The following is a 12,083-nucleotide window of genomic DNA, read 5'->3' on the forward strand; positions in this document are numbered from 1 at the left end:
GGTGATTGTAGCTCAGTTGGTAGAGCCCCGGATTGTGATTCCGGTTGTCGTGGGTTCGAGCCCCATCAGTCACCCCACTTATTCAGTGTTAGAATACAAAAAAGCGACCTTAGTGAGGTCGTTTTTTTGTGTCTGTAATAAAAGTAATTTAAGCAAATAACCCGCCATGTATCACGGGTATAATCTGATTTTTTCCATTTGAATATATTCAGAGTAAACCCGTTACTCCGTCTGTTTTTTGAAAGAAAATATGCGCTATTGTTGTTCTTGTTATTAAATGTATTCCATTTACTGTTGAATTTTGTATTTCCAAAGGATTTGAGTATATAATATCGCGTCTTGATATCTATCAATGAATAAGTGACCAGTGCTAGACGCCAGTCTTTACGGGTAGACTCGTTAGATTAACGGATCAAGAAACGAATATTAGAATGGTTGAATTTTTCGACTATTTAAAGGACGTTAGACATATTTCGAGGTAATAAAATGCAAGTTTCTGTTGAAACCACTCAAGGCCTAGAGCGTCGCTTAACGATTTCTGTTCCTGCTGAGCAGATTGAAACGCTTATTTCAAACAATTTGAAGAGTGAAGCGAAAAAAGCACGTATTCCAGGTTTCCGTCCAGGTAAAGTCCCTGTCAGTGTTATCAAGCAACGTTATGGTAAAGCGATTCGTCAAGATGTGACGGGTGAAGTGATGCAGCGTAATTTCGTTGAAGCTATCATGGCCGAAAAATTAAACCCTGCAGGCGCACCGACTTTAACACCTGGCAACACTGAAGGTGAGAATTTTGAATTTATCGCCACGTTTGAAATCTACCCTGAAGTCGAGTTAAAAGATCTTGATGCCATCACTGTTGAGCAGCCAAAAGCGGAAGTGACAACGGCTGACATCGATGCCATGATTGAAACACTGCGCAAGCAACATGCTAAATTTGAAGTGGTTGATCGTGAAGCGGCGACAGGTGATAAAGCGAAAATCAACTTCACAGGAACCATCGATGGTGAAGAGTTTGAAGGCGGAAAAGCAGAAGACTTTGAATTAGAGCTAGGCAGCGGCCGTATGATCCCAGGTTTTGAAGCGGGTGTTGAAGGACATAAAGCTGGTGATGAATTTGAAATCGATGTAACTTTCCCTGAAGATTACCACGCTGAAAACCTAAAAGGTAAAGCGGCTAAATTCGCTATTACAGTCAATGAAGTACAAGGTGCTGATTTGCCAGAAGTGAACGATGAGTTTGCAAGCTTGTTTGGTATTTCTGAAGGCGGAATCGATGCGCTGCGTGCTGAGATCAGCAAAAACATGAGCCGTGAACTTGAGCAAGCGTTAAAAGCGAATGTGAAAGAGCAAGTGCTTAATGGTCTTTTAGAAAAAAATGACATTGAGCTGCCTAAGGCATTAATCGAAGGTGAAGTGAAAGTTTTACGTGAGCAAGCCATGCAACGTTTTGGCGATCAAGCGGCAAACATGCCTGAGTTACCTGCCGATTTGTTCACTGAACAGGCTGAGCGTCGTGTGAAAGTGGGCTTATTATTAGGTGAAGTGATTAAGACAAATGAACTAAAAGCAGAAGAAGATCGTGTTCAAGCTTTAATTGCTTCTATGGCTTCAGCTTATGAAGATCCAAGTGAAGTGGTTAACTACTACAACAACAATAAAGAGCTTATGCAGAACATGCGTAACGTTGCTTTAGAAGAACAAGCGGTTGAAGCTTTGTTAAAATCTGCTACATTGACAGAGAAAGAAGTCAATTTTGAAGAATTTATGAACAAGGCTACGGCTCGCGGTTAAGCTTAGCTTGACTTAAACGGCTGTTCGTCATTTATAATGGCTCGTATGAGGTTCGCTCATGCGAGCCATTTTTATTTAGGGAAGGTAAAACATGAACCAAGCGCCAGAAACAGTACTTAATGCACTCGTGCCTATGGTTGTTGAACAAACGGCTAAAGGTGAACGTTCTTATGATATCTATTCTCGCTTATTAAAAGAGCGTATCATATTCTTAGTGGGTCAAGTTGAAGAACATATGGCAAACCTTATTGTGGCTCAATTACTGTTTTTGGAGTCAGAGAGTCCCGATAAGGATATTTTTCTTTATATTAATTCGCCAGGTGGCTCAGTTACCGCTGGCATGGCGATATATGATACGATGCAGTTCATTAAGCCAAATGTGAGTACCGTTTGTATCGGTCAAGCGGCAAGTATGGGATCATTTTTACTTGCAGGTGGAGCGAAAGGAAAACGTCATTGTTTGCCTAACTCTCGTGTGATGATCCATCAGCCATTGGGTGGTTTCCAAGGGCAAGCATCCGATATTGCCATTCATGCACAGGAAATTTTAGGGATAAAAAGTAAACTCAATTCGATGCTGGCTGAGCATACAGGTCAGCCAATGGAAGTTATTGAACGTGATACGGATCGAGATAATTTTATGAGTGCGGCAGAAGCGGTTGAATATGGACTGGTTGACTCAATATTAACAACTCGAGGCTGATTTTTGTTTTAGGCTGAGCTATGCTGAGTTTAATGCAATGAAATGATTCAGGCAGTAAAGTAACTGCAAAAAGAGGTAGAGTAATGGGCGACAACAAAGATAACGGTGACAGTGGTAAGCTACTGTACTGCTCTTTTTGTGGAAAGAGCCAGCATGAAGTAAGAAAGCTGATTGCTGGGCCATCTGTGTATGTTTGTGATGAGTGTGTTGAGCTCTGTAACGATATTATCAGAGAAGAGATTAAAGAAATCTCACCTAAGGAAGAGCAAGATAAGCTACCTACACCTCATGAGTTAAGGGCACATTTAGATGATTATGTCATCGGTCAAGATAAGGCTAAAAAGGTCTTGTCTGTGGCGGTCTATAATCATTATAAACGCCTAAAAAATAGTGGTTCAAAAGATGATGTAGAGTTGGGTAAGAGTAATATCTTATTACTTGGCCCAACAGGAAGTGGTAAAACACTTTTAGCTGAAACCCTCGCGCGTTTTTTAAATGTGCCTTTTACAATGGCGGATGCAACCACATTAACCGAAGCGGGTTATGTGGGGGAAGATGTAGAAAACATCATTCAAAAGCTATTGCAAAAGTGTGATTATGATGTTGAAAAAGCAGAGCGTGGCATTGTCTATATTGATGAAATCGATAAAGTCAGTCGCAAATCTGATAATCCTTCTATTACTCGTGATGTATCGGGTGAAGGGGTACAACAAGCACTATTAAAACTTATTGAAGGGACGATTGCAGCTGTTCCGCCACAAGGTGGGCGAAAACATCCCCAACAAGAGTTTTTGCAAGTTGATACATCAAAAATTCTATTTATCTGTGGTGGTGCTTTTGCCGGACTTGAAAAGGTGATTGAGCAAAGAGCACATACAGGAACAGGCATCGGGTTTGGTGCGCAAGTTAAAGGTGAGAATGATAAAGCCACTATCTCTGATACTTTATTGCAGGTCGAGCCTGAAGATTTAGTGAAGTATGGTCTCATTCCTGAATTTATTGGCCGTTTACCCGTATTGGCGACTTTAGCTGAATTGGATGAGTATGCGCTAATAAAGATTTTATCTGAGCCTAAAAATGCATTGACTAAGCAGTTTGCGGCTTTATTTGAAATGGAAGACGTTGATCTCGAATTTCGTGAAGATGCATTGAAAGAAATTGCTTTAAAAGCCATGACGCGTAAAACCGGTGCACGGGGCTTACGTTCAATTGTGGAAGGCATTCTACTTGATATTATGTATGACTTACCATCAATAGAAAATGTCGCAAAAGTGGTTATCGATGAGTCTGTAGTGAAAGGTGAATCCGATCCTATTTTAATCTATCAAAATAGCGATGCAAAAACCGCCGCCGCAGAGTAATTTTTAGAACAAGTGCTATTCTTAATAAAAAGGAGTCAATCAGGCTCCTTTTTTTGTGCCATTTTTCATTTAATTTTTTATCTTCCATTGAAACCAAAGGTTTTATCCCAATATACTCAGTAAGAATTATATAAAACGGAATCGAGCTATGACACTAGAGCGTGAAGCGCGAATCGAACTACCCGTGTTACCACTGAGGGATGTAGTGGTATACCCCCATATGGTAATTCCGTTATTCGTCGGACGAGAAAAATCCATCCGTTGTTTAGAAGCGGCGATGGAGCAAGATAAACGGATCATTTTAGTGGCTCAGCGTGATGCTGAGTTGGATGATCCTACAGGTGATGATATTTTTGATGTGGGCACTGTTGCGTCTATTCTACAGTTACTCAAGTTACCTGACGGGACAGTGAAAGTGCTTGTTGAAGGTGGGCAAAGAGCGAGAATAGAGCGGTATTCCGATGAAAATGATATCTTTGTTGCGACGGCAGAATATTTGGAGTCAGCGCCCCTTGAAGATAAAGAAGAGGAAGTGCTTGTTCGCTCAGCTGTTAGCCAATTTGAAGGCTACATCAAACTCAATAAAAAGATCCCACCAGAAGTATTAACCTCATTATCAGGCATCGATGAAGCGGCTAGATTGGCCGATACCATGGCTGCTCACATGCCGCTCAAATTAGAAGACAAGCAATCAGTATTGGAAATGATTGATGTTGGTGAGCGTCTTGAATATTTGATGGCGATGATGGAAGCGGAAATTGACTTATTGCAGGTTGAGAAACGCATTCGTTCTCGTGTTAAAAAGCAAATGGAGAAGAGTCAGCGCGAGTACTATTTGAATGAGCAAATGAAAGCCATTCAAAAAGAACTGGGTGATATTGATGAGTCTCATGACGAATTTGAATCTTTAGCGCGCAAAATCGAAGAAGCCAAAATGCCCAGTGAGGCGCAAGAAAAGGCCACATCAGAGCTTAATAAGCTTAAAATGATGTCACCTATGTCTGCTGAAGCGACGGTTGTGCGTAGCTATGTCGATTGGATGATTTCTGTTCCTTGGGTTAAGCGATCTAAAATCAAGCGTGATTTAGCCAAAGCCCAAGACGTGTTAGATACAGATCATTTTGGACTTGAAAAAGTCAAAGAACGTATTTTAGAGTATCTCGCGGTACAAAGCCGAGTGAAGCAGCTTAAAGGTCCTATTCTATGCTTAGTGGGCCCACCAGGTGTGGGTAAAACTTCTTTAGGCCAGTCAATTGCGAAAGCGACAGGGCGCAAATATGTGCGTGTTGCTCTAGGTGGCGTGCGTGATGAAGCTGAGATCCGTGGTCATCGCCGTACTTACATTGGCTCAATGCCAGGTAAAGTCATTCAAAAGATGTCTAAAGTGGGAGTGAAAAACCCCTTATTCTTACTCGATGAAATCGATAAAATGAGTTCGGATATGCGCGGCGATCCGGCTTCGGCATTGCTTGAAGTACTTGATCCTGAACAAAACACTAGCTTTAGCGATCACTACCTGGAAGTGGATTATGATTTATCCGATGTGATGTTTGTTGCCACATCGAATTCGATGAATATTCCCGGTCCTTTGCTCGATAGAATGGAAGTTATTCGTCTTGCGGGTTATACCGAAGATGAGAAACTCAATATTGCCAAGCAACATTTATTGCCTAAGCAAATTGAGCGCAATGGATTGAAAACGTCTGAGGTCAGTGTGGATGATAGTGCCATTATTGGTATTATTCGTTATTACACTCGTGAAGCGGGCGTGCGTTCATTAGAGAGAGAACTCTCTAAGATTTGCCGCAAAGTGGTTAAGCAAATTTTACTCGATAAGAGTATTAAAAAAGTTGATGTTAACCAAGATAATTTAAAATCTTTCTTAGGGGTGCAACGTCACGATTACGGTAAAGCGGAGTCCAATAACCAAATTGGGCAAGTGACGGGACTGGCCTGGACTGAAGTGGGTGGCGATTTATTGACCATTGAAGCGACGTCTGTTGCAGGTAAAGGTAAGCTCAGCTACACCGGCTCTTTAGGCGATGTCATGCAAGAGTCTATTCAAGCGGCAATGACGGTTGTACGTGCGCGTGCCGAGCAGTTGGGGATCAATCCTGATTTTTATGAAAAACGTGATATTCACGTTCATGTACCAGAAGGTGCAACACCTAAAGATGGTCCGTCTGCGGGTGCGGCAATGTGCACTGCGTTAGTATCGAGCTTAACGGGCAACCCTGTTCGTGCTGATGTGGCAATGACAGGTGAAATTACGTTACGGGGTGAAGTGTTGCCCATTGGTGGCTTGAAAGAGAAGTTATTAGCGGCACATCGAGGCGGAACTAAACGTGTACTCATTCCAAAAGAAAATGAGCGTGATTTAGAGGAAATTCCTGCCAATGTTATTGCTGATCTTGAAATCCATCCTGTGAGATGGGTGGACGAAGTACTGAAATTATCCCTTGAAAGACCCATTGAAGGCTTTGATGTGGTCACAAATGTCGGATAATTGCTTAAAAATTAGCTACGCGACAAAAAAAATGCAAAAAAGAGGCTTAACAATGCCTCGACCTGTGGTAGCCTAGGTCGGTGCTGATCCAGTGAGCCAGCCCTTGGCTTCACTGGATTTAAGCGGTATCTTATTTATATTTATTAGGTTTTCTTATAAGACTTGAACTTTAGTTCTAAGCTTGTTATAAAAGCCTCCGCGGACCGCTCTAGACAAGGATTTGGTTGCGGCGCAACAATTACAATCAAGGGGATGACATGAACAAATCTGAACTAATCGAGAAAATTGCTTCTGGTGCTGATATTTCTAAAGCTGCGGCTGGCCGTGCATTAGACTCTTTCATTGGTGCTGTGACTGATGGTCTAAAAGAAGGTGATAAGATTTCTCTTGTTGGTTTTGGTACTTTCGAAGTACGTCAACGTGCAGAGCGTACTGGCCGTAACCCACAAACGGGCAAAGAGATCACTATTGCTGCTGCGAATATTCCCGCTTTTAAAGCAGGCAAAGCTTTGAAAGACGCTGTTAACTAATCATAGGTTGATAGTTAGCCTTTTATGAGGCTTTCGTACTTTCGTAGCAAGATAAACACAGTGTCGACAGTGTTTTTACGAATAGAAAGGGTGATCCCAGTGTGATTGATCATCTCAGAGTGATGAAATGGCCAATGTCAAACTTGGTAACACATCCTCTAACTTAACCATAAAAGGCGCATTCTTGAATTGATGCGCCTTTTTTTTATTAATCGCAACAAGCGAGAAGTCAGATGTTAGAAAAGATCCGTGAAGGTTCACAGGGCGTGATTGCAAAAAGCATTCTAGTGCTGGTGATACTTTCTTTTGCATTTACGGGGATTAGTAGCTACTTGAGTTCTTCGACTGAAGAGCCTGCAGCGACGGTAAATGGTGAGAAAATTACCCAACCCGCCTTAGAACAAGCTTACCAAAATGAGCGTGCTCGATTACAACAACAATTAGGCACCATGTTTGATACATTAGCGGCTAATGATAGCTATATGCAAAGTGTTAAACAGAATGTGCTTGAACGATTGGTCGCAGATAAATTGCTGGATCAGTCTGCAGCCTCTTTGGGGCTGAGAGTATCCGATGAGCAAATTAAAAATGCCATCTTAAACGAGCCTGCTTTTCAAACCGATGGCAGATTTGATAATGATCGCTATCAGGCGATTTTGCGTCAATTAGGTTATCAAGCACAAACATTTAGAGATATGATGCGCACTGATATGACGCGCACTCAGCTGGTTCGCGCCTTGATAACTTCTGAGTTTGTCTTGCCGAATGAAACAGATTATTTGGCAAAATTGCAAGATCAAACCCGTGACTTACGTTACCTTATCGTGAAGTCTCAGCCATTTTTAGCTGATGTAAAAGTGACCGATGAGCAAGCTAAGCAGTATTTTGATGATAATTCAGCACAATTTATTCGCCCTGAATCAGTTAGTTTAGAATACGTTGAACTCGATGCTAAGCAAATGGCAAAAGGGATCACTGTGACTGATGAAGAGGCAAAAACCTATTATGATGACAACAAGTCACAATACCGTACACCTGAGAAACGTCTTGCTGCTCATATTTTGATTGAGAAGGGCAATGATGAAGCGGCGAGTAAAGCAAAGGCTGAGTCTATTTATAAACAGTTACAAGATGGAGCCGATTTTGCTGAGTTAGCGAAAAAAGATTCAGATGATACCTTTAGTCGAAATGAAGGTGGAAAACTGGATTGGTTTGAAGAAGGCGTAATGGAACCCGCTTTTGATAAAGCGTTATTTAGCTTGAAGAAAGGGCAATATTCAGATGTGATTAGCACTGATTTTGGTTTTCAAATTGTGAAATTACTTGATGTCGAAGGTGGCCAAGAAGTGCCCTTTAGCGATGTTGAGACAAAAATCAAAGATCAGTTAAAAGAAAAACAAGCTGTTGATAAGTTCTATGAATTACAACAAAAGCTTGCTGATACTAGCTATGAAGTGCCTGATACCTTATCCGATGCGGCTAAAGCGGTTGATGGAAAGGTTGAAACTACGGCAAGTTTTACACGTAATAATGTCCCTGCGTTATTTAACCAACCACAAATTGTGAAAGCCATTTTCTCATCGAATGTTCTAACCGATGGCATGAACAGCGATGTACTTGAGGTGGAACCTAATCATGTGGTCGTGCTGCGTGCTAAGACCCATACGCCAGCTGGGCCTATGCCTTTTAGTGATGTGAAAGAAGGTATTGTTGCGCAGTTGAAACAAGAGCAAGCCAATGAAGCGGCTCGTGCAAAAGCACAAGAAGTGATGATGGCGGTGGAAAATAAAGACAGCACTGCGGAGTTTACCACCAAGAAGGATGTGACCCGTAACGATCCTGATGTGGATAATGCGATTGTTCAAAAAGCTTTTCAAATGCCCCATTCTGACACTGAATCTGTGGATACTGTTGCCTTAGGCTCAGGTTATGCTGTGGTGATTTTGGATAAAATTAATGCCGCAAAACCTGCAGATGAAGCTCAATTAAAGGCATTGAAAGAAAAATTAACTTCTCAGTACAGTGAAGCGGATTATCGCGCCATTATTGCCTTGCTAAAATCACAGGGCGAAGTGACTTATCCAACGGTTGAGAAAAATTAGTCATAGTTAATTGAGACTTTTCTTTAGCTTGCTCAATCAGCTGGCTGTGAAAGCTTTAATAGAAATGCCAATCATGCTGAGTGATTGGCATTTTTTATATCGATATGAGGCTTAATGAGTTTGATTGATGGGGATGTGTTTCATTTTGGTTTCATCGAGAGGCTCTCGAGGGATAATAATGGATAAGATCCCCTCTTTTAAGCTTGCTTGAATAAGCGTGATAACAGCATCTTTTGGCAGAGTGAGTTCTCGAGAGAATACGCCATAGGATAACTCATTGTGATAAAGGTGTTGTTCTTGCTGGGTTAATTTATTCTCTTTGTCTCCACTGATGATTAACTTATCGCCATTAACGGCGACATTCACCTCGGTTTCTTTCATTCCTGGCACTTCAAGTAAGACGGTATACTGCTCTTGTGTCGTGATAATACCAATTCCATTATATAAGTGATCTTTCAGCGGGAATTCAACATGCTGTAGGCAAGGTCGTTAATTGCTCCTGCATTAACAGACAGTCCCACCATCCATGGTGGTCGCAGATGATTGAAGCTAATAGTTATTCTCGGCTTGGGTTCAAACGTCGCCCTACCTCCCTCATCCATGAGGTCGTATATCGAAAGCAGCTAACGTAGCATAAAGTATGTTGAAACCCGCACACAGTGAGCTTCTCAGACATTCCACTTCAGCGTTGCATTCAATTGAAAGGGAATCACCATTACTGCATAAATGCGCCTTGAATTGAAAAGCCTGAGAAGCTCTGAATTGATCATCTATATAATGGAATTGGTATAACATCCAGTTTAGGTTTGAACAATACCCTATGTTGGATGAGATCTTGGCCAAAAACATGACTCGTTAGGCCAATACTACGAAGTGAGTCATCAATAAGGTGATTCATTTCTTGTTGAAGGTAAGACAGTGAATGTAAGTGTTTAGCAGTATTATTACCTGCTTCAGAGGATGTGCTTGATTGAGTATGGTGAGATAACCAGTTCCATGGATTAAGGCGTTCACTATTCATGACTTACTCCTTAATAGAACAAGGTGGATTTAAATTGAATCAACTTTGTTTTATGTACAATAAATTTAAATAAATCATACATTAGCATAATCTAAAGCAGTTGAAATATTCAAGATAAGCTGTTCAAAGAGCAACTTCAAGCAAAGTTATAGATTAAATTTTGCTTTAAATAGGCTTTTTATTCGATAAGATTGTAGGGGAGTCAGTTTGTTCGTTGTTGCGTGTAACTGATTAATACATAATAGATAGTAGAGTGTAACTCGGAATAGAAGGGACTAATAATATGGAAGGGATTGCAATGAAATATCAACGTACACAATTAGGCATTACCATATTGATTATCATGGGAGTGGCTTTAGGTTTGGTTTTGATGGCGCACCATGTTGAAGAGCAGGCTATACCTTGGTGGATCTATGCTGTGATTATCGTCATCAGTATATTGTTTTCAACATTAACCATTAAAGTGTCTAATGCGCACATTAGTTGGTTCTTTGGCCCTTACTTTTGGCGAAAAAAAGTGTTATTAAAGGAAGTGGTCTCTATCAAAAAAGTCCGTAATAAGTGGTATTGTGGATTTGGAATACGGCTACAATCAACTGGGTGGTTATATAATGTCTCTGGTTTAACGGCGGTTCAGTTGACGTTAAAAGATGGCACTCATATTAGTCTTGGCACTCATGATGCGGATAATTTACTGAAAGTGATAGAAGCACAGATGCCATCGAATGGCATTTAGCAGGTATACAGTGAAAAAAACAGCGGCGTAGTGCCGCTGTTGTCTGTATGAAATCATTATTCCATCACATTGTCATTATAGCTGGATAACATCAAATTCAACGTTGAGGTTAACGTCTTGTTCATAATCGATGCCGTCAATCCCAAAACCAAATAACTTTAAGAATTCTTCTTTGTACTCTCGGTAATCAGTGAGTTCACTTAAATTTTCAGTGGTGATCTGTGACCAAAGTTGTTGACAGTGCGCTTGAATATCATCGCGCATTTCCCAATCATCAAGGCGTAATCGGTTATTATCATCAACCTCAGGTGCTTGGCCATCATTGCGATATAAACGCTCAGTAAACATACGATTGATTTGTTCAATACAGCCTTCATCAATGCCTTCTTCGCGCATCTTTTTAAAGACCATAGCTATGTATAATGGCATAACAGGAATCGCTGAGCTGGCTTGGGTCACAACACTTTTTAACACGGCGACATTGGCACTACCGCCGGTTTGAGACAGCTGATCATTAAGGGCATGGGCGGCTCTATCGAGATCTTTTTTCGCTTCACCTAATGCACCGTGCCAGTAAATTGGCCAAGTGATTTCTGTGCCGATATAGCTATAGGCCACAGTTTTACATGTAGGTGCTAAGACATTGGCTTCACTGAGTGCTTTTATCCACAGCTCCCAGTCCTCTCCACCCATGACTTTGACAGTATCAGCAATTTCTTGCTCGTTTGCTGGCTCAACACTGGTTTGGATGATCTCATCTTTATTGGTATCGACAGCTGTTGTGGTATAAGTATCACCAATAGGCTTTAAGACTGAACGGATCACCTCACCGCTGTCTGGCATTTTGCGCACAGGTGATGCCAATGAGTAGACCACCATATCCACTTGACCTAAATCTTGTTTGATAAGCTCAATGGTTTTTGCTTTTGCTTCATGACTAAATGCATCGCAGTTGATGCTTTTTGAATACAAGCCATCTGCTTTCGCAAATTTATCAAAGGCGGCAGAATTATACCAACCGGCTGTTCCTGCTTTTTTGTCTGTTCCAGGCTTTTCGAAAAAGACGCCTAAGGTGGCTGCTTGGTTGCCAAAAGCTGAAGTAATGCGAGAAGCGAGGCCATAACCACTTGAAGAGCCAATGACTAATACTTTTTTTGGCGCATTAGTATTAACGCCTTTGGATTTGACGAAGTTAATTTGCTCTAATACATTGGCCTCACAACCCACTGGGTGGGTTGTTGTACAAATAAAACCGCGAATTTTAGGTTTAATGATCATGTTTATATTTCTCTTGAAAAATTAACGCTAGGATAAATAAACCGACGGAAAATGA

Annotated in this window: 10 protein-coding genes and 1 tRNA gene; 8 read left to right on the forward strand and 3 right to left on the reverse strand. The window is 41.2% G+C overall.

Features of this window, described 5'->3' with window-relative positions; genetic code table 11:
• Nucleotide 1 precedes the first annotated feature (1 nt).
• From Q0791_RS08165 to Q0791_RS08195, 7 genes are all read left to right on the forward strand, one after another.
• A tRNA-His gene (locus Q0791_RS08165) sits at nt 2–77 on the forward strand.
• A gap of 409 nt (nt 78–486) precedes the next feature.
• Nucleotides 487–1,791 (forward strand): trigger factor, encoded by a 1,305-nt coding sequence (gene tig, locus Q0791_RS08170; RefSeq protein ID WP_299004668.1) that lies wholly within the window; start codon nt 487–489, stop codon nt 1,789–1,791.
• Between the two features lie 91 nt (nt 1,792–1,882).
• The gene (clpP, locus tag Q0791_RS08175) at nt 1,883–2,494 is read left to right on the forward strand and encodes an ATP-dependent Clp endopeptidase proteolytic subunit ClpP (protein ID WP_299004670.1); all 612 of its coding nucleotides are present in this window, start codon (nt 1,883–1,885) and stop codon (nt 2,492–2,494) included.
• An 83-nt stretch (nt 2,495–2,577) separates the two neighbouring features.
• The gene (gene clpX / locus Q0791_RS08180; RefSeq protein WP_299004673.1) at nt 2,578–3,855 is read left to right on the forward strand and encodes an ATP-dependent protease ATP-binding subunit ClpX; all 1,278 of its coding nucleotides are present in this window, start codon (nt 2,578–2,580) and stop codon (nt 3,853–3,855) included.
• Nucleotides 3,856–4,003: 148 nt separating this feature from the next.
• Nucleotides 4,004–6,361: an endopeptidase La gene (lon, locus tag Q0791_RS08185; RefSeq protein ID WP_299004676.1), complete on the forward strand. Its 2,358-nt coding sequence runs from the start codon at nt 4,004–4,006 to the stop codon at nt 6,359–6,361.
• A gap of 257 nt (nt 6,362–6,618) precedes the next feature.
• Entirely contained in the window at nt 6,619–6,891 is a 273-nt protein-coding gene (gene hupB / locus Q0791_RS08190; RefSeq protein WP_298769307.1) for a nucleoid-associated protein HU-beta, read from the forward strand.
• Between the two features lie 233 nt (nt 6,892–7,124).
• Nucleotides 7,125–8,993, forward strand: coding sequence for a SurA N-terminal domain-containing protein (locus Q0791_RS08195; RefSeq protein ID WP_299004679.1), 1,869 nt, complete (start codon nt 7,125–7,127; stop codon nt 8,991–8,993).
• A 111-nt stretch (nt 8,994–9,104) separates the two neighbouring features.
• On the opposite strand, the gene Q0791_RS08200 is transcribed toward Q0791_RS08195, so the two are convergent.
• Both Q0791_RS08200 and Q0791_RS08205 read right to left on the reverse strand, forming a co-directional pair.
• A complete protein-coding gene (locus Q0791_RS08200) occupies nt 9,105–9,452 on the reverse strand; it encodes an Hsp20/alpha crystallin family protein (RefSeq protein ID WP_366942487.1) in 348 nt (115 codons plus the stop codon).
• 307 nt (nt 9,453–9,759) lie between these two features.
• Nucleotides 9,760–10,014 carry a hypothetical protein gene (locus Q0791_RS08205; RefSeq protein WP_299004682.1) on the reverse strand — a complete coding sequence of 85 codons (255 nt, stop codon included), beginning with the start codon at nt 10,012–10,014 and terminating at the stop codon, nt 9,760–9,762.
• Between the two features lie 298 nt (nt 10,015–10,312).
• Between Q0791_RS08205 and Q0791_RS08210 the strand changes: the two genes are divergently transcribed.
• Nucleotides 10,313–10,750 carry a hypothetical protein gene (locus tag Q0791_RS08210; protein WP_299004685.1) on the forward strand — a complete coding sequence of 146 codons (438 nt, stop codon included), beginning with the start codon at nt 10,313–10,315 and terminating at the stop codon, nt 10,748–10,750.
• A gap of 75 nt (nt 10,751–10,825) precedes the next feature.
• Here Q0791_RS08210 and fabV read toward each other — a convergent pair whose 3' ends face one another.
• Nucleotides 10,826–12,028, reverse strand: coding sequence for an enoyl-ACP reductase FabV (gene fabV / locus Q0791_RS08215; protein ID WP_299004687.1), 1,203 nt, complete (start codon nt 12,026–12,028; stop codon nt 10,826–10,828).
• Nucleotides 12,029–12,083: the final 55 nt, after the last annotated feature.

Source organism: uncultured Shewanella sp. (genome assembly GCF_947495455.1).
GTDB lineage: Bacteria > Pseudomonadota > Gammaproteobacteria > Enterobacterales > Shewanellaceae > Shewanella.

Coding starts and splice junctions, on each gene's coding strand:
- fabV (WP_299004687.1), bottom strand. CDS start 12,028: ATGATCATTAAACCTAAAATTCGCGGTTTTATTTGTACAACAACCCAC.
- tig (WP_299004668.1), top strand. CDS start 487: ATGCAAGTTTCTGTTGAAACCACTCAAGGCCTAGAGCGTCGCTTAACG.
- Q0791_RS08210 (WP_299004685.1), top strand. CDS start 10,313: ATGAAATATCAACGTACACAATTAGGCATTACCATATTGATTATCATG.
- clpP (WP_299004670.1), top strand. CDS start 1,883: ATGAACCAAGCGCCAGAAACAGTACTTAATGCACTCGTGCCTATGGTT.
- hupB (WP_298769307.1), top strand. CDS start 6,619: ATGAACAAATCTGAACTAATCGAGAAAATTGCTTCTGGTGCTGATATT.
- lon (WP_299004676.1), top strand. CDS start 4,004: ATGACACTAGAGCGTGAAGCGCGAATCGAACTACCCGTGTTACCACTG.
- Q0791_RS08205 (WP_299004682.1), bottom strand. CDS start 10,014: ATGAATAGTGAACGCCTTAATCCATGGAACTGGTTATCTCACCATACT.
- clpX (WP_299004673.1), top strand. CDS start 2,578: ATGGGCGACAACAAAGATAACGGTGACAGTGGTAAGCTACTGTACTGC.
- Q0791_RS08195 (WP_299004679.1), top strand. CDS start 7,125: ATGTTAGAAAAGATCCGTGAAGGTTCACAGGGCGTGATTGCAAAAAGC.